Raw genomic sequence first — 17291 nt, 5'->3', positions numbered from 1 at the left:
GAGCGGCGGGACGTGCCGGGCCGGGACGCTCAGAAGCCGGTGTCGGTGGGGCGCGGGTACACGGCGCGGTACTTGCGCACGAAGTTCAGGCCGGAGACGACCGAGTAGGCGCGCATCCACAGGCCCTCAGGACGGTACCGGAAGGGGTTGCGCAGCCCGCGCCGCGCCACACCTCGGACGTGCTCGCGCAGGGCGGGATCGCGCACATAGGAGAGCACGAGCCGCAGCGGCAGGATCGTGTAGAGGATCGGCCGGGTGACGCGCACCTGGGCGATGTCGCGTCCGTGCACCCGGTCCTCGACCACGTGCCGCGCCACGGGCTCGCCCGCGGCGGTGACGTAGTAGTTGTTCCGGCCGATGCGGGGGTTGATCTCGAAGAAGCACTCCCGGCCGGTGCGCGGGTCGACCTTCACGTCGAAGTTCGCGAAGCCCACGTAGTCCACATGGTCCAGGAAGCGCTCCGCGGCGGCGGTGAGGCTCGGGAAGTCGCCGGTGACCATCGCGGCGGGCCGGCCGAGCGCCTCGGGGGTGTGCTCGCCCAGCAGCACCTGCGCCGCGCACAGCAGCGTCACCCTCCCGCGGCTGGAGCGGTAGGCGGTGATCGAGCGCTGCGCGGTGTCGTCCCCCTCGATCAGCTCCTGGAACAGGAAGCGCCCGGTGAAGCCGGCCTCCTGCAGGGATCGCACGAGGGCCTGCTGCTCCTCCGCGGACTCGAGGAAGAACACCTTCTTCTTCCCGGGGAAGTCGACGTGGTGGTATTCGGCGGTGTTCGCGGCCTTGCCGACCACGGGATAGGACCAGGGCAGCTCCTCGTGCCCGTTCCAGTCCGGCTCCCCGGCCCGGGAGAAGTCGACGATGACGGTGGGGACCGTGTCGATGCCGAGCTCCTCGCAGATCTCCGCGAACTCGGCCTTGTCCGCCAGGCGCGACAGCAGCTGGGCGTCGACCTGCGCGAGCAGGTAGTGCGGCTCCAGATCGGCGCGGAAGCGATCGATCAGCTCGATGAGGGAGTCCGCGTTGGTCAGCAGCAGCGCCGGCCGGCCGGCGGGGCGCTGGGCGGCCAGGTCGATCAGCGCATCGCGCAGGTCCTCGTCGCTCGCGTCGGCGCCGAGGGTGACGAGGTCCGTCGTGACCGTGCGCTCGTTCATCGCCACCGGGGTGCGCACCACGGTGGTGCAGCGCATCCCGTACTGGGCGTGGAAGGCGATGGTGAGGTTCAGGGAGTTCAGGCCGGCGCCGAGGACGACGACGTCGAACCCGGGATCGACCGGGGCGGAGGGCGAGCGCATGAGCGCGATCCTAGCGGGGAGGCGGGCTCCCGCCGCGCAGGGACGGGCCCTGCGCGGCCGGACGTGAGCACCGCGACTCACCGGCGATCCGCCGGCGGCGTCAGTGCTGCTCCTCCCCGGCGCAGCGGCGGCTCAGCGCCGACGCAGCCACACGGCGGCGTCGGCCGGGAGCCGGCCGGGCACGGGCTCGGCGGAGCCGACCAGCACCTCCGCGTCCGCGAGGTCGAGGCCGTCCGGTCCGGCGGGCAGCGGCAGCTCCTCCTCCGAGGTGTTCACCAGCACCACCACCTCGCCGCGCACCAGGCCCAGCAGGCCCTCGGGCAGGTCCTCGAGGAACTCCACCGGGGCGTCCGAGCGGCCCAGGCCGTGCTCCCTGCGCAGCGCGATCGCGGCGCGGTACATCTCCAGCGTCGACCCGGACACGCCCTCCTGCGCATCCGCCGCCAGCGCCCCGAACTCCTCCGGCTGCGGCAGCCAGCTCTCGCCGGTGGGGGAGAAGCCGTACGCCGGGGCGTCCGCCCGCCAGGGCAGCGGCACGCGGCAGCCGTCGCGGCCGGGCACCCCGGCCCGAAGATGGGCGGGGTCCTCGCGCAGCGCGTCGGGGATCTCCGCGACCTCCGGCAGGCCCAGCTCCTCGCCCTGGTACAGGTAGGCGGCGCCCGGCAGGGACAGCATCAGCAGCGTCGCCGCGCGGGCGCGGGCCAGGCCCAGCGCCGCGTCCGGCGTCTCCTCGCGGCCCAGCCCCTCGCCGAAGCGGTAGCCGGGCGGGAAGCCGTAGCGGGTGGCGTGCCGGATCACGTCGTGGTTGGACAGCACCCAGGTGGTGGGCGCGCCCACGGCATCGGCCAGGGCCAGCGGCTTCTCGATCGCCGCCCGCATCGTCTCCACGCCCCAGGTGGCCTGGAGGAACCCGAAGTTGAAGGACTGGTGCGCCTCCTCGGGGCCGATGTACAGCGGCAGCCGGTGCTCGGGGATCCAGGCCTCCAGCACCATCATCCGCTCGCCCTCGTAGGAGTCCAGGATCGGCCGCCACTCGCGGTAGATCTCCAGCACCCCGTCGTTGTCGAAGTAGATCGGCACCTCGCCCTCGGGGATGTCCAGCAGCCCCTCGGCGTTGACGGCGGCGTCCGGCAGCCCCTCGGGCTTGACCATCCCGTGGGCGACGTCCACGCGGAACCCGTCGGCCCCGCGATCCAGCCAGAACCGCAGCACATCCCGGAACAGGGCGTGCACGCGCGGGTTCTGCCAGTTCCAGTCCGGCTGGGAGGTGTCGAAGATGTGCAGGTACCACTGCCCGGGCGTGCCGTCCGCCTCGGTGACGCGGGTCCAGGCCTCGCCGTGGAAGATCGAGGTCCAGTTGTTCGGCGGCAGCTCGCCGTGCTCCCCCGGCCATCGGCGAACACGTACATGTCCCGCTCGGGGGAGCCGGGCCCGGCCGCCAGCGCCTGCTGGAACAGCTCGTGCTCGCTCGAGGAGTGGTTGGGGACGATGTCCACGATCACCTTCAGGCCCATCGCATGGGCGGAGGCGATGAGCTCGTCGGCATCGGCGAGCGAGCCGAAGCGCGGGTCCACGTCGCAGTAGTCGGCCACGTCGTAGCCGCCGTCGCGCTGCGGGGAGGTGTAGAAGGGCGAGAGCCAGAGGGCGTCCACGCCGAGCTCGCGCAGGTAGGGCAGGCGGGAGGTGACGCCGGGCAGGTCGCCCATGCCGTCGCCGTCCGCATCGGCGAAGGAGCGGGGATACACCTGGTAGACCACGGCGTCGCGCCACCATTCGGGGGCGCCGGCCTCCGGCTGCGCGGTCGCGGGGGCGGGCGAGGAGGTGGTGGTCATGGTGTCCTTCCGATGGGGGCGGTGCGGGGCGCCGGGCCGACGGGGAGTGCCGGCCCGGAGGATTCGTGGAGTCTCAGACAGAGGTCGGTTCCGTGGTCGGCTCAGCAGCCAGCACGGTGGCGCCGGCCGCGGTGGCCTGCAGGTGCAGCAGCGGTCCGTGCGCGGCGGCGGTGGCGCCGCCGACGGCCGCCAGGGGATGGGCACCGGTCACGCCGGGCAGGGACCGCAGGTCCAAGGTGACGGGATCGTGGGCGTCCCGGGCCAGGTGCACGATGATGTCGCCGTCCGGGTGGGTGCGCACGAGCACAAGGGCGTCGTCCCCGGTGTGCAGCCAGCGCAGGCCGCCGCGGCGCAGGGCCGGGTGCTCGCGGCGCAGGCCCAGCAGGGTGCGGGTGGACTCCAGCACCTCGGCATCGACCGGAAGATCGGCGTCCCCGGGATCACCCGCCTGCTCGGCGAGGGCGTCGATGGCGGCCCAGGGCATCGGGGTGCGGGCGTGCTCCCCGGTGAGGCCCTCGGCGCCGAGCTCGTCCCCGGCGAAGACGGTGGGCACCCCGGGAAGGGCCGCCAGGGCGGCGACGGCGGTGAGCTGGCGGCCGCGCTCGCCGACCACGGTGCGGGTGCGGGGCGTGTCGTGGCTGGAGAGCTGGTTCTGGGAGTGGAGTCGGGAGGGCCAGGGCATCTGCGCGTTGTAGTCGCGCAGGCTGCGGGAGACGGCACCGCCGGGCAGCCGCGGCGTCGTCATGGGCAGTCCCAGCCAGTTCAGGGCGCTGCCGGGCTCGGCCAGCCAGGCCCACAGGGGCCGGGTGAAGCCGGTGTAGTTCATAGTGCCGTGCCAGCCGTCGCCGTCCAGGTCCCCGGTGGCGTCGTGGCCGTGCTCGGCGACCAGCCAGGTGTCCCGGCCGGTGCGGGCGCGGACTCGGCGCAGGGTGCCGCGCATCTCGCGGGCCACCTCGCGGGTGAGGTCCACAGCACCGTGGCGGCCGGTCATGTTGGCCACGTCGATGCGCCAGCCGTCGGCGAGCACGGGCTCGTCGAGGAATCGCGCGGTCACGGAGCCCTCACCGCGCGTGAGGCGGGCGCGCAGGGCGGCGCTGCGCTGGTCGAGCTTGGGCAGGCTCGGCACGTCCAGCCAGCTCACGTAGCGGTGCGGGTGCTCGGTGAACAGGTAGTACCCGGCCTCTTCGCTCCCGGCATCGGCCTGGGCGGCGCGGAACCACTCGTGGGTGTCCCCGGTGTGGTTGGTGGTCAGGTCCAGCACCAGGCGCATACCGCGCGCGTGCAGCGCCTTCGAGAGCCGCGCCAGGGCCTCCTCGCCGCCGAGCAGCGGATCGACCGCCTCGAAGGTGGAGGCGTCGTAGCGGTGCACGGAGCCGGCGGGGAAGATCGGGGTGAGGTAGACGGTGTCAGCGCCGAGGGAGGCGATGTGGTCCAGGCGCTCGATGATCCCGTCGAGGTCGCCGCCGTAGTACTGGGCGCCGGTGAGGTCGCCGCGCACGGCGGGCTCCTCGTCCCAGCGCATCGGCACCGCCCAGGCGGGCAGGTCCTCCGGGACGGGGCGGCCCTCGGCGTCCTCGGGGATGCGGGAGCTGCGGGCGAAGCGGTCGGGGAAGACCTGGTAGACGATCGCGTCGTCCACCCAGTCCGGGGCCGGCTCGTGCGCGACCAGGCGGAAGTCGGTGGCGTCGGAGACGTCCCAGGGCACCAGGCCGGCGGCGGTGAGCCAGGCGTAGGTGGGGACCGGGGCGCCGGAGGCGGTGCGGGCACCGGGCTCGGCGAGCACGGCGACGCGGTAGGGCACGACCGGGTTCGCGACGGTCAGGGTCGCTTCCCACCAGGTGCCGGTGCCGTCGGACGCGGGACGCGGGGTGAGGTCCCCGGTGAGGATCTCCCCGTCCACCACGGACAGCAGGGCCAGGGTGCGGGCCGGATAGGCGGAGGGCACCCAGACCCGCAGCGTGGCCTCCTGGCCGAGGCCCGCCCGCGGACCCGGCACGAAGGACGGGCCGGAGTCGTGGTGGGGCTGCTCGGTCAGGGGCACGCCGCTGGGCTCGATCGCGGGATCGACCGGCTGCGGGGCGGGGGAGGGGAGTCCGCTCATCGGGAGGGTCCGTTCAGCCCTTCACGGCGCCGGCGGTGGAGCCGCCGACGATGTAGCGCTGCAGGAACTGGTACAGGATGATCACCGGCACCATGATCATCACCGAGCCGGCGGCGAAGACGCCCAGGTTGTTGGAGCGGTCGCCCTCGAGCATCCCGTACAGGCCCACGGCCAGGGTCTTGGTGTCGTTGCTGGTCAGGAAGATCGAGCCCAGCAGGAACTCGGAGAGCACACCCACCAGGGCCAGCAGGATGGTGGTGGCCAGGATCGGGGTGAGGGTGGGCAGCAGGATCTTGGTGAACACCTGCCAGTGGGAGCAGCCGTCGATGATGGCGGCCTCGTCCAGCTCCTTGGGCACGGTGTCGAAGAAGCCCTTGATCAGCCACACCTGGCCGAGCGAGCCGCCCAGCAGCACGATGATGTAGCCCGGAAGCGAGTCCAGACCCAGGAAGGGGATCGCCTTGCCCAGCCCGGAGACCATCGAGTAGACCGCGATCATCGCCAGGAACGCCGGGAACATCATCACCAGCAGCAGCGAGAGCAGGCCGATGCGGCGACCGGCGAATCGCAGGCGGCTGAAGGCGTAGGCGGCCAGGGTGGAGAGGAACACCTGCACCAGGGCGACGGTGCCGCACACGATGATCGTGTTCACGTACCAGCGCAGGAAGGGCCCGCGATCGCCCGCGATCAGGGACTCGTAGTGCACCAGGGAGAAGGCCTTGGGGATCAGGCCGGAGCTGGAGACGGTGCCCAGCGGGTTCACCGAGGCGGAGATGATGAACAGGATGGGGAACACCGCGAAGGCGACGGCGAGGATGCCGACGACGTGGCGCCACCCGACCTCGGCCATCCAGCGGCCGAAGGGCATCCGCCGCTGCGCGGTGACGGAGGTCTGCTGCGAAGTCTGCGTGCTCATGATCGGGCCGCCTCTCAGTTGACGTCTTCGAGGACGCTGGTGAACCGGAACTGGATCGCCGCGAGCACGCCGGTCAGCGCGAACAGGGCGACGGAGACGGCGGAGGCGAAGCCGAAGTCGGCCCCCGAGCCGCCGAAGGCGATGCGGTAGATCATCGAGATCAGGATGTCGGTGCCGCCGCGGGTGTACTCGCCCGGCAGGAACGGACCGCCCTCGGTGAGCAGCTCGATCGCGTTGAAGTTGTTGAAGTTGAAGGCGAAGGAAGCCACCAGCAGCGGGGCCACGGCCACCAGCAGCAGCGGGGTCACCACCTTCACCGTGGTCTGGAAGCGGCTGGCGCCGTCGATGCGGGCCGCCTCCATCACGTCACCGGGGATCGCTTGCAGGGCGCCGGTGGAGACGATGAACATGTAGGGGAAGCCCATCCACAGGTTCGTCAGCAGCACCGCGATCTTGGCCATCGTCGGATCGCCCAGCCAGTTCACGTTGATGCCGAGGGTGGTGTTGATCAGGCCGAAGTCCTGGTTGTAGAAGTTCGACCACACCAGCAGGGCGATGAAGCCCGGCACCGCGTAGGGCATCAGCAGGATCGAGCGGTACAGGCGGCGGCCCTTCAGCCGCTCGTCGTTGAGGATCAGCGCCAGGGCGAAGCCGACCACGAAGGTCAGCGCCACCGAGCCGAGGGCGAAGACCAGGGTCCAGACGAAGGCGGCGAGGAACTGGCGGGCGATGTTGGAGTCGGTGAACAGGCGCTGGTAGTTGGACCAGCCCACGTTCTGCAGCCAGGACTGGCTGAAGGCGCGCTCGCCGTTCTCGTTCACGAAGTACTCGGAGTCGCCCACGGTGCCGACCGCGTAGACCGCGCCCGTCTGGGTGTCGGTGATGGTGTCGGCGGCCTCGTCGTAGGTCAGCAGGGTGGTGCCCACGTAGGCCTGATTGGCGCCCTGCACCCGCACCGCGGAGTTCTCGTCGACGGGGACGGCGACCTCCTGCAGCGCGTTGTAGGCGTCGTTGACCTCGCGCGCCTCGAGGATCGTGTAGCCGGACGCCTCGGTGACGTAGTTGTTCTCGACGGTGACGTCGGCGGCGGGCACCTGGGCCAGCTCGGTCTCCTCGTCGCCGGAGTAGACGACGCCGGTGGCGGGGTCCACCAGGAACAGGGTGAAGGGGCCCTCGACGGGGTCGCCCTGGGTGGCGACCGACATGTTGTACCAGGTGGAGTCGTCGGTCTGGACCACCGAATTGGCGATGATCGAGTTGACCGCCTGCTCCTTGGTGCCGCGGGTGCCGTCGCCGTAGTTGGTGAAGGAGTAGCCCACCGTGAGGATGATCGGGGTGATCAGGAAGACCGCGAGGAAGAAGGTGCCGGGGAAGAGGTACTTCCCGGGGATGAAGCGCTTCGTGGAGTAGATGACGAAGATCGCGATCGCGGCCAGGACCATCACGGCCAGCCACAGCCACTGCTGCTGCTGGATCATCAGCGGCACGGTGAAGGCGGTGACGGCGAGGACGGCGCCGAGGACGATGATGCGCACCAGGACCGCGGGGATCGAGGTGCTGCGCTCGCGGTGCACGGGCGGCAGGGGGCTGGACATGGCGACGGTGCCTTTCACGGGGTGGCGGGTGTGACCGGGCAGGTCGGTCGGACGGGGTGCGACGCCGTGATGTCGCACCCCGTCCGGGGGAGCCGGGGGAGCGGGCGTGCTGCCCGCTCCATGGCGGAGAGGGTCAGCCGATCTGGCTGGAGATCTGCTCGCCGGCGGAGGTCATGGTCGACTCGGCGTCCGCGCCGCCGACCAGGTTGGCCTCGGCCTGACCGAGCGGTTCCCAGATGGCGGCCATCTCGGGGATGGCGGGCATCGGGGAGGCGTCCCCGGCGTACTCGGCGATCTTCACGATCTCGGGGTAGTCGGCCGAGAGCTTCTCCTGCAGCTCGAGGTTCACCGGGGGCAGCTCGTTGCCGGCGAACATCGCCTCGGCGATGTCGGGGGAGGAGACCACGTCGGTGGCGAACTGCTGGGCGAAGGCCTGGTTGGCGCCGCTGGAGGCGACGAAGAAGGCGTTGACGCCGGCGAAGGGGACCGCCGGGTCCATGCCCTCGAAGCCGGGGACCTGGCTCATGGTGAAGTCGACCTCCGCGGTGCGGATGTCGGCCAGGGCCCAGGGGCCCGAGATCAGGTAGGCGGCGTTGCCGTCGGTGAACAGCGAGATCGCGTTGTCGTTGCTGATGGAGGTCTTCAGCACGCCCTGCTCGCCGAGCTCGACGATCTTCTCGGCCGCGGAGATCGAGCCCTCCTGGCCCACGCCCACGTCGGAGGGGTCGAGGTTGCCCTCGGAGTCCTCGCCGAAGAGGTAGCCGCCGCCGGAGGTGTAGAAGGGCTGCATGTGGTAGGCGTCGCCCTCCTCGCCGACCGGCAGGGACAGCACGTTCTCGGCGCCGCCGGCCTCGCCGGCCTCGACCAGCTCCTCCACGGTGGAGGGCTCGGGCACGTCGGTGAGCTCGTTGTTCGCGTAGAGCACCAGGGTCTCCACGGCGTAGGGGGCGCCGTAGGTCTGGCCGTCGTAGGTCACGGCCTCGAGGCCGACCGGGGCGATCGCGTCGGAGGCGCCGGAGGGCAGCTGCACCGGGGAGATGGCGCTGTTCTGCACCAGGTTCCCGATCCAGTCGTGGGCGGCCACGATCATGTCGGGGCCGTTGCCGGCCTGGTTGGCGGTGATGAAGTTGCCCTGCAGGTCGTCGGCGACGATCTGCACCGCGACGGTGAGGTTGTTGGCCTCGGCCCAGTCCTGCGCCGGGCCCTCGAGGGCGCCGGCCTTGACCTCGTCGGTCCAGATCACGAGGTCGGCATCGGCGCGCTCGGGCGCCGCGCCCTCGGAGGAGCCGCCCGCGTCCGAGCCGCCGGAGGAGCTGTCGGAACCGGAGTCGCTGCTGCCGCCGCAGGCGGCGAGGACACCGGTGGTGGCGGCGATGCCGCTCAGGGCGAGGAAGTTCTTGCGACGGATCTGCACGTCTTCTCCTTCGAATCGTGGTGCACCTGGCCGTCGGTGGCCGTGCGGGTTGGGAGAAAATATAGATCCTGCTGCCGTCCTGTGCAAGAATCAGCAAGAACTTGCAGGACACGATTCGGACACGGCGCGATGGCGCTCGTGACAAGGGGGGATGAGTGTGATGGCGCGACTCGTCGACATCGCCAAGGCCGCCGGTGTGAGCGAGGCCACGGTCTCCCGGGTGCTCAACGGGCGACCCGGGGTCAACGAGGCCACCAGGCGTTCCGTGATCGAGACGGCCCGCCGGCTGGGGCGGGAGGTCGGCACCGCCGCCACCCGCACCGGGCCGCTGGTCGGGATGCTGGTGCCCGACCTCGACAACCAGGTCTTCACCTCCTGGGCCGAGCGCATCGAGGCCGAGCTCTTCGCGCGCGGGGCCGACTGCCTGGTGGCCATGCGTGCCCGGACCGCTGAACGCGAGCGAGAGATCTTGCAGCGTTTCCTGTCGGTCGGGGTGGACGGCATCATCGTCGTCTCCGGGCACCACGCCCAGGAGGGTGGCCCCATCGACCACTACCGCGAGGTGACCGATACCGGGAGGCCCCTGGTGCTGGTCAACGGCGTGCGCCCGGACCTGGACGCCGCCTACCTGTCCACCGACGACGAGCACGCCGTGCGCGCCACCCTGCAGCACCTCGAGGACCTCGGCCACCGCCGCATCGGCCTCGCGGTGGGGGACGAGCGCACCTGGCCGGTGCGCGAGAAGGTGCGGGTCTTCGAGGAGGCCTCCGCCGACAGCGACCGCGAGGAGCGCCCCGTCTCCTACACCGACTTCTCCTACGCCGGGGGCTACGAGGCCGCCCGCGACCTGGTCGCCCGCGGCGCCACCGCGATCATGTGCGGGTCCGACGTGATGGCCGCCGGCGCCCTGGAGGCCGTGCGCGCGATGGGCCTGACGATCCCGGGGGACGTCTCCGTGGTCGGCTACGACGACGTGTTCTGGTCGGCCCTGACGAACCCGCCGCTGACCACCATGCGCCAGGCCGTGCCCGCCCTGGCTCGCGCGGCCGTGCGCGCCGCGCTCAGTGGCGGCGAGGAGTCCCGTCGCCCCTCCCGCACCTTGGTGGTGGTGCGGCCGCAGCTCGTCGTCCGCGGCTCCACCGGCTCCGCCCCCGAAGCCTGACCCGGGGCCGCGGACCGGGGGCTTCCTCGCCCCGGTCGGACGCCGCGAGCGACCCCGGCAACGCCGCACGGCACGGTATTCATCACCTGACTTCCATCCCTGGAAGGGAGCCGAGGAGAACCGGCTCCTCCGTCCGGATGTGCGATCATCTCGGGTCGCACTTACCTCGGTGGACGTGCTCACTGAACATGTTCACCACGGTCGGGGAGGTCCGATGCCTGGAACACGGCACGCACAGCGCGCAGGGACGAATCGGCGGGTGATCGCCGCACGACGCTGCCGTCACGGAGGTCGCGGGGTACGAGCCGGAGACCGCCGGGTACGGTGCGCTGGACGTCGCGGACGCCATGCTCGGGCTGGTCGATCCCTTTCTGGGAGCCTGTTCGCGCACCCCGAGCTGTCGCGGTCCTATGTCGCGATCCTCGTGACGGGCCGCTATCCCTCCACCCTGGTCTCCGAGCTCCCCAATCGGCGAACCGCTGACTTCCGGGCTGTGCTGCCGTCCTGTCCGGGTCGTCTACTTCCCCGCCGCCGCATCCCACCTGCGGGCGTGCTTCCTCGGTCCCGCCTTCTGGGTGAACTGTCCGGGGATGCTGCTCCACTCCATCGCCGTGCTGGTGCTCTCCCTGGCCTGGTGAGGCACCCGACGATCCGGCCGTCGTCGGTCGCGTCGGAGGGGCGCGCGGGCGCCGATAGCATGGTGGGCATGACCGATATCGTCGCCGATGTGACCCCCGAAATCACCCCCTCCAGCTACGACGCCGCCCAGCGGCGCAGCGACGCGATCTGGCAGAAGATCGAGAGCGACCCCAGCGGCCTGCGCATGCTCACCGGTGACCGGCCCACCGGCGCCCTGCACATCGGCCACTACTTCGGCTCCCTGCGCAACCGCGTCCGCCTGCAGCAGGCCGGCGTGGAGACCTGGGTGATCGTCGCCGACTACCAGGTGATCACCGACCGCGAGATCCTCGGCGACATCCAGGGCTCCGTGCGCGAGCTGCTCACCGACTACCTCGCCGTCGGCATCGACCCCGAGCGCGCCACGATCTTCACCCACTCGGCGGTGCCCGCCCTGAACCAGCTCATGCTGCCGTTCCTCTCGCTGGTCACCCAGCCGGAGCTGGAGCGGAACCCCACCGTCAAGGCCGAGCTGGCCGCCGCCGGGAAGTCCGCGATGGGCGGGCTCATGCTCACCTATCCCGTGCACCAGGCCGCGGACATCCTCTTCTGCCACGGCAACCTCGTGCCCGTCGGCAAGGACCAGCTGCCCCACATCGAGCAGACCCGCGTCATCGCCCGGCGCTTCAACGAGCGCTATGCGGGCGGCGAGGAGTACTTCCCCGAGCCCGATGCGCTGCTCTCCGAGTCGCCGACGATCCTGGGGCTGGACGGCGAGAACAAGATGAGCAAGTCGCTGGGCAACACCGTCATGCTGCGGATGGGCGAGGCCGAGACGATCAAGAAGATCAAGAAGGCCAAGACCGACGCCGACCGGCAGATCACCTACGACCCCGAGAACCGCCCCGAGGTCGCGAACCTGCTCACGATCGCCGCGCAGTCCACCGGCCGCACCCCCGAGGACATCGCCGAGGAGATCGGCGACCGCGGCGCGGGGACCCTGAAGATCTTCACCGCCGAGGCCCTGAACGCCCACCTCGCCCCGCTGCGCGCCCGCCGCGCCGAGCTCGAGCAGGATCCCGGTTACCTGATGCAGGTGCTGCGCGCCGGCAACGAGCGCGCGAACGCCGCGGCCGACGAGACCCTCCAGCGCGTGCGCGAGTTCATGGGGATGGTCTACTGACCGCTCCTGCCCAGGGGCGGGCCCGTGACCTGCGCAGGCGGGCCACGGGCCCGTCCTCGTCCGCGGCCCGCGCCCGGGCGGGCGCGCCCGGTGCCGGCTCAGAAACGGCTCGAGCTGCCCGCCCCGGAGAACCCGCCGCCGGAGTAGCCCGTCACGCCGCCGCCTCCCGAGGAGGGCGAGCGGTGCGTCTCGAGCGCGGAGCCGGACTCCTGGTGCCAGCTCGAATACCACAGCACGGGGCTGAGCTGCCAGAGGCCCGGTGACGTCCCGGGGGCCAGCGCGTGACGTCGGGCGCGCAGGGAGCGGTACTCCCCGCCGTCCGCGTCCTCGAAGGCGTCGCGCAGCACCTCGCGCTCGTCATCGTCCTCGGCGAGCACGTCGATGCGGTGCTCGGCAAGCTCCTCGACCGCGGCCGAGAGCTCCCGGGTGAGGGTGTCGAGCTCCTCGAGGGCCGAGTCGGGATCGATCGCGTCGTCCTCGAGTCGGGCGGTGAGCCGATCCAGCTCGCGGGCGATCCCGTCGCCGAGCGTCAGCAGACGGTCCGCGGATGCCTGCTCGGCGGTGCTCATCTCCCCGCGGTCCTCCTCGACCTCCCCGAGGGCGGCGAGGGAGTCGCGCAGCGGTTCGAGCTCCCGGTCCCAGACTGCTCGCCATTCCCCGCTGCGATGGAGCAGATCGGCGGCGGCGAGGATGTCGTCGTCGGCGTCGTCGAGCCGTTCCACCACGCGCTCGAAGTCCGCGGCCGTCGCCCGCTCGCGGCCGCGCAGGCCCCACGCCCAGGGGCGCTCGGCAGGCTCTGGGAGGGCGGCGCGGAGCCGGGCCGCCTCCTCGAGGTCCTGGGAGAACCGCTCGTGGGCGAGAACCGCAGCCTGCGCGTAGGCGGAGTGCTCGGGCAGAGTGCGCGCCGCGGCGTCGGTGATCGCGCGCTTGGTCAGGACGTCCCGGTGTCGAGGCAGGGCACGATCCACCCGGCGCTGTGCTGCGAGACGCAGCCCGAGGGTCGAGACCGCCGCGACGACGGCTCCGACCATGACGGCCGCTGCGGCGACGAGCGCGGCGGGATGACGCCACCAGGGACGGTGCAGGAGTGACGCGTACTTCTTCGCACCCGCCTCGAGCGATCCGTCCCAGTCCGCGTCCCGGGCGGGATCGCGCATCGCGTCCTGGACCGCCTCGAAGTCGCTGTCCGAGAGCTTCACGTCCTCGCCGGCATAGGAGCCCAGGAAGCGGTTGTTCGGATCCAGGGCGAGGATCACCGTCCCGTCGGCCCAGTGCGAGCCGTCGGCGGAGAGCAGCGAGGGGTCGGAGCTGCGGGCGTGGTCGAGCACCGCGTCGTTCAGCGCCCCGTCGTCCGCCGGGTCCAGGCCGTGCTCGGTGACGTCCAGGACGAGCACGATCAGGCGCACCTCGGTGCGGAAGTCGATCTCCGCGAGGCGGTGCTCGAGGATCTCCGGGTCCACGGAGCGGGTGGTGTCGGTGACCTCGACGGAGGCCGGCGGCTCGGCACGCGCGGGTGCGGGGGCGAGCGCCGCCGGCAGGAGGACGGCCAGGAGCGCGAGCAGCAGCAGTTTTCTCGAGGGACGGCGGGTGCGGGGTGCGCCGAGAGCGGCGGAGGACGGACGCGACGTGGACATGGGGCGACCGTAACGGCTCGACCGGCGGGAAGGGGGACGACCTCCGTCGGTGTCGGGCCCTCCTCCTGTCGACCTGCGGAAGAACCCTGGGAGTCTCCGCGGCCGCTCCCGTCAGCCGCTCCCGTCGGCGTCCCGTGGGTCGCCCGTCGAACTCCCGAACCCTTCACGCCTCGCCCCGTTATGATCGACGCAAGAAACCCTTGGCCCCGCACCGTGCGGGGCCCGACGAGGAGGTACCGCATGCCCGTCTACGAGAACGTCTCCGATCTGGTGGGTCGCACCCCGCTGGTGAAGCTCAACCGCCTGGGCGACGACGTCCGCGCGACCGTCCTGGCCAAGCTCGAGTTCTACAACCCCGCCAACTCCGTCAAGGACCGCATCGGCGTGGCCATGATCGATGCCGCGGAGAAGTCCGGCGAGCTGAAGCCCGGCGGGACCATCGTCGAGGCGACCTCCGGCAACACCGGCATCGCGCTGGCCATGATCGGAGGCTCCCGCGGCTACAAGGTCGTCCTCACCATGCCCGAGTCGATGTCCAAGGAGCGGCGGATGCTGCTGCGCGCCTACGGCGCCGAGCTGGTCCTCACCGAGGCCGCCAAGGGCATGAAGGGCGCGGTCGAGAAGGCCGAGGAGATCGCGGCGGAGACCGGCGCCGTGCAGGTCAAGCAGTTCGACAACCCCGCGAACCTCGACATCCACCGCCGCACCACCGCCGAGGAGATCTGGGCGGACACCGAGGGCGAGGTCGACGCGGTCGTCGCCGGCATCGGCACCGGCGGCACCATCTCCGGCATCGGCCAGGTGCTCAAGGAGCGCAAGGGCGAGGTGAAGGTCTTCGCCGTCGAGCCCGAGGAGTCCGCGATCCTCAACGGCGGCCAGCCCGGCCCCCACAAGATCCAGGGCATCGGCGCGAACTTCGTGCCCTCGATCCTGGACCGCGAGGTCTACGACGAGGTGCTCGACATCGACGCCGAGACCGCGATGGAGCGGGCCCGCTCCGTGGCCCGCGGCGAGGGCCTGCTGGTGGGCATCTCCTCCGGCGCCGCGATCGAGGCCGCCGCCCGCGTCGGCGCCCGCGAGGAGTTCGCCGGGAAGACCATCGTGGTGATCGTGCCCTCCTTCGGCGAGCGTTACCTCTCCACGCCGCTGTTCGCGCAGTACGCGGACTGAGGAAGGACGCCATGGCCGCCCTGGACCGGGTGATGGGCGTCGTCGCGAGCGTCCGGGAGGACCTCGCGGCGGCGCACCGCCGCGACCCTGCGGCGACCGACGACCTCGCGATCCTGCTGACCTCCCCGGGGCTGCACGCGATCTGGACCCACCGCGTGGCGCATCGGCTCTGGGCGCGCGGTGCGAAGCTGCCCGCCCTCGTCCTCGCCCAGGGCTCGCGCTCGGTGACCGGCATCGAGATCCATCCCGGCGCCATGATCGGCCGGCGCTTCTTCATCGACCACGGCATGGGCGTCGTGATCGGCGAGACCGCCGAGGTGGGCGACGACGTGATGCTCTACCACGGCGTGACCCTCGGCGGCCGGTCGATGGAGCGGGTCAAGCGCCATCCCACGGTCGGCGACGGCGTGGTGATCGGGGCCGGTGCCCGGGTGCTCGGCCCGATCACCCTCGGCGAGGGCTCCCAGGTCGGGGCCAACGCCGTGGTCGTCAAGGACGTCCCGGCCCGGGCGACCGCCGTCGGCATCCCGGCGACGATCCGCCCCGAGGCCGCGCATCCCGAGGAGCACACCGACCCGGCGATCTGGATCTGATCCGGAGCCGACGACCCGCGGGGCCCCTGGCCTCGCGGGTCGCGCGCGCCCGCCGGGACCGCTGCGCTCAGGCGCCGAAGGGATCGAGGAACGAGGTCCCGCCGACGCGGTGGAGGCGACGCTCCCAGGCGGGCAGCACCTCGTGCGCGTCCTCGGCCAGGACGTGGTCGAACAGCTCCGAGGAGCCGTGCGGAGGAGCGATGTCCACCAGCACCGTCGTCGCCCCGTGCTCCCGGGCCAGCGGCGCGAGCTGCGCCGCGGGAAAGACGACCCCGCTGGTGCCGACGACGACGAGGAGATCCGCACGCTGCGCGAGGCGCATGGCGAGCTCGAGCTGCGCGGAGGGCAGCTGCTCGTCGAAGAGCACCACGTCCGGGCGGGTCGGCTCCCCGCAGCGCGGGCAGTGACCGGGCACGCCGTGGTCCTCGGGGGAGGATCCCTCGCCCGGTGCGAGCACCGCCCGCCAGTCGCAGCGCCGCCCCAGGCACACCGCGTGCAGGGCGCTGCCGTGGAGCTCGGCGACGACCTCGCTGCCCGCGGCCTGGTGCAGCCCGTCGACGTTCTGGGTGATCACCGGTGCACCGAGGCGGGCGATCGCCCGGTGCCCCGGAGTGGGGCCGTGCGCGAGCGCGATCGAGGCCATCCGCCCCCACACGGCCCACAGCTGCGGCAGGGAGCCCGGCAGCAGCGAGGCGTGCATCGCCTGCTCGGTCTCCGGCTCGAGGGCCCACAGGCCCTCCGGGCCGCGGAAGGTGCCCAGTCCCGTGCGGGCGCTGAGCCCGGAGCCCGTGAGGAAGACGACCTCACGGTGCTCCGGTCCCGGGACGAAGGGAGCGGCCGTGCTCACCACTCCTCGTGCTCGCGGGAGTCCCAGGCGGCGTCCTCCCCGAGGTCGAGGGTGGCCAGCAGCGCACGGTCCTCGTCGTCCAGGGAGATCCCCTCGAGCGTCGCGTTGGTGCGCTGACGGGTCGGGTCCTGCGACTTCGGGATCACGACGATGTCCTGGTCCACGGCCCAGCGCAGCGAGATCTGCGAGGTGCTCACGCCGTGCTTCTCGGCGACGCGGCGCAGCGCGAACTGCTCGCCGAGGCCCTCGCGGCCGCCGAGCGGGCCCCAGGCCTGGGTGACGATGCCGTGCTCGCGATGGAAGGCGACGGCTTCCCGCCGCTGCAGGGCGGGGGAGAGCTGGATCTGGTTCACCTCGGGCGCGACGCCGGTCTCGTCGATCAGCTGCTGCAACTGCTCGGGGCGGAAGTTCGAGACGCCGATGTGCTGGGTCAGGCCCTGCTCCTTCAGCTCGACGAGGGTGCGCCAGGTGTCCAGGGCGAGGCCCCGCGACGGGTTCGGCCAGTGGATGAGGGTCAGGGCCACGCGGGGCAGGCCCAGGCGGCGCAGCGAGCCGAGCAGGCCCTCGCGGGCCTCCTCCCGGCCCTGGTCGCCGCCGGCGATCTTGGTGGTGATCAGCGCCTCGTCGGGGTCCAGGCCGCTGTCGCGCAGACCCTGGCCGACGGCGGCCTCGTTGCCGTACTGGGCGGCGGTGTCGACGAGCCGGTAGCCGGCGCGCAGCGCCGCCGCGACCGCGTCGGCGCCGCCGGTGCCCTTCATGCCGGAGGTGCCGAAGCCGATCAGCGGGAAGACGGTGCCGTCGGCGAGGGCGGTGGTGGGGATGGACAGCTCGGACACGGATCCTCCTGGATGACGGTAGCGGGTGCTCCCAGCGTATCGATCATCCCGCCCCGGTGCTCTGCTAGCGTCCGGCAGGACGAGGACGTCGACCCGCGAGG

General features: G+C 72.0%; 12 protein-coding genes and 1 pseudogene. 4 read left to right on the top strand and 9 right to left on the bottom strand.

What is annotated here, in order from left to right:
- Nucleotides 1-29 precede the first annotated feature (29 nt).
- From RBL05_RS04530 to RBL05_RS04505, 6 genes and pseudogenes are all read right to left on the bottom strand, one after another.
- Complete coding sequence (locus tag RBL05_RS04530) at nt 30-1289, bottom strand: carboxylate--amine ligase (protein WP_308740493.1); 1260 nt, start codon at nt 1287-1289, stop codon at nt 30-32.
- Between the two features lie 132 nt (nt 1290-1421).
- A pseudogene (locus tag RBL05_RS04525) lies at nt 1422-3121 on the bottom strand (alpha-amylase family glycosyl hydrolase).
- A gap of 73 nt (nt 3122-3194) precedes the next feature.
- Nucleotides 3195-5222, bottom strand: coding sequence for a glycoside hydrolase family 13 protein (locus RBL05_RS04520; RefSeq protein WP_308740494.1), 2028 nt, complete (start codon nt 5220-5222; stop codon nt 3195-3197).
- 13 nt (nt 5223-5235) lie between these two features.
- Complete coding sequence (locus RBL05_RS04515) at nt 5236-6138, bottom strand: sugar ABC transporter permease (protein WP_263311566.1); 903 nt, start codon at nt 6136-6138, stop codon at nt 5236-5238.
- Between the two features lie 14 nt (nt 6139-6152).
- Nucleotides 6153-7733, bottom strand: a complete 1581-nt coding sequence (locus RBL05_RS04510; RefSeq protein ID WP_308740495.1) for an ABC transporter permease subunit — start codon at nt 7731-7733, stop codon at nt 6153-6155.
- A 133-nt stretch (nt 7734-7866) separates the two neighbouring features.
- A complete protein-coding gene (locus tag RBL05_RS04505; RefSeq protein WP_308740496.1) occupies nt 7867-9147 on the bottom strand; it encodes an extracellular solute-binding protein in 1281 nt (426 codons plus the stop codon).
- A 160-nt stretch (nt 9148-9307) separates the two neighbouring features.
- Here RBL05_RS04505 and RBL05_RS04500 point away from each other — a divergent pair, with 160 nt between their 5' ends.
- Both RBL05_RS04500 and trpS read left to right on the top strand, forming a co-directional pair.
- Nucleotides 9308-10309, top strand: a complete 1002-nt coding sequence (locus RBL05_RS04500) for a LacI family DNA-binding transcriptional regulator (protein ID WP_308740497.1) — start codon at nt 9308-9310, stop codon at nt 10307-10309.
- 706 nt (nt 10310-11015) lie between these two features.
- Complete coding sequence (gene trpS, locus RBL05_RS04495) at nt 11016-12110, top strand: tryptophan--tRNA ligase (protein WP_308740498.1); 1095 nt, start codon at nt 11016-11018, stop codon at nt 12108-12110.
- A 98-nt stretch (nt 12111-12208) separates the two neighbouring features.
- On the opposite strand, the gene RBL05_RS04490 is transcribed toward trpS, so the two are convergent.
- Nucleotides 12209-13744, bottom strand: a complete 1536-nt coding sequence (locus RBL05_RS04490) for a DUF5129 domain-containing protein (protein ID WP_318604123.1) — start codon at nt 13742-13744, stop codon at nt 12209-12211.
- 240 nt (nt 13745-13984) lie between these two features.
- Between RBL05_RS04490 and cysK the strand changes: the two genes are divergently transcribed.
- Both cysK and epsC read left to right on the top strand, forming a co-directional pair.
- The gene (gene cysK, locus RBL05_RS04485) at nt 13985-14914 is read left to right on the top strand and encodes a cysteine synthase A (RefSeq protein ID WP_263311560.1); all 930 of its coding nucleotides are present in this window, start codon (nt 13985-13987) and stop codon (nt 14912-14914) included.
- 11 nt (nt 14915-14925) lie between these two features.
- The gene (gene epsC, locus RBL05_RS04480; RefSeq protein WP_308740501.1) at nt 14926-15507 is read left to right on the top strand and encodes a serine O-acetyltransferase EpsC; all 582 of its coding nucleotides are present in this window, start codon (nt 14926-14928) and stop codon (nt 15505-15507) included.
- Between the two features lie 67 nt (nt 15508-15574).
- Here the strand turns inward: epsC and RBL05_RS04475 are convergent, their stop codons facing one another.
- Complete coding sequence (locus tag RBL05_RS04475) at nt 15575-16354, bottom strand: SIR2 family NAD-dependent protein deacylase (protein WP_308740502.1); 780 nt, start codon at nt 16352-16354, stop codon at nt 15575-15577.
- Nucleotides 16351-17190 carry an aldo/keto reductase gene (locus tag RBL05_RS04470; RefSeq protein WP_062949577.1) on the bottom strand — a complete coding sequence of 280 codons (840 nt, stop codon included), beginning with the start codon at nt 17188-17190 and terminating at the stop codon, nt 16351-16353. Before RBL05_RS04470 ends, RBL05_RS04475 begins: the two co-directional genes overlap by 4 nt.
- Nucleotides 17191-17291 lie beyond the last annotated feature (101 nt).

Origin of the sequence: Brachybacterium sp. GU-2 (assembly GCF_030866705.2) — a bacterium.
In the GTDB taxonomy this organism is placed as follows: Bacteria; Actinomycetota; Actinomycetes; order Actinomycetales; family Dermabacteraceae; genus Brachybacterium; species Brachybacterium conglomeratum.
Note: the sequence above shows the minus strand (reverse complement) of the source record. Positions and strands in the feature narration are given on the sequence as shown.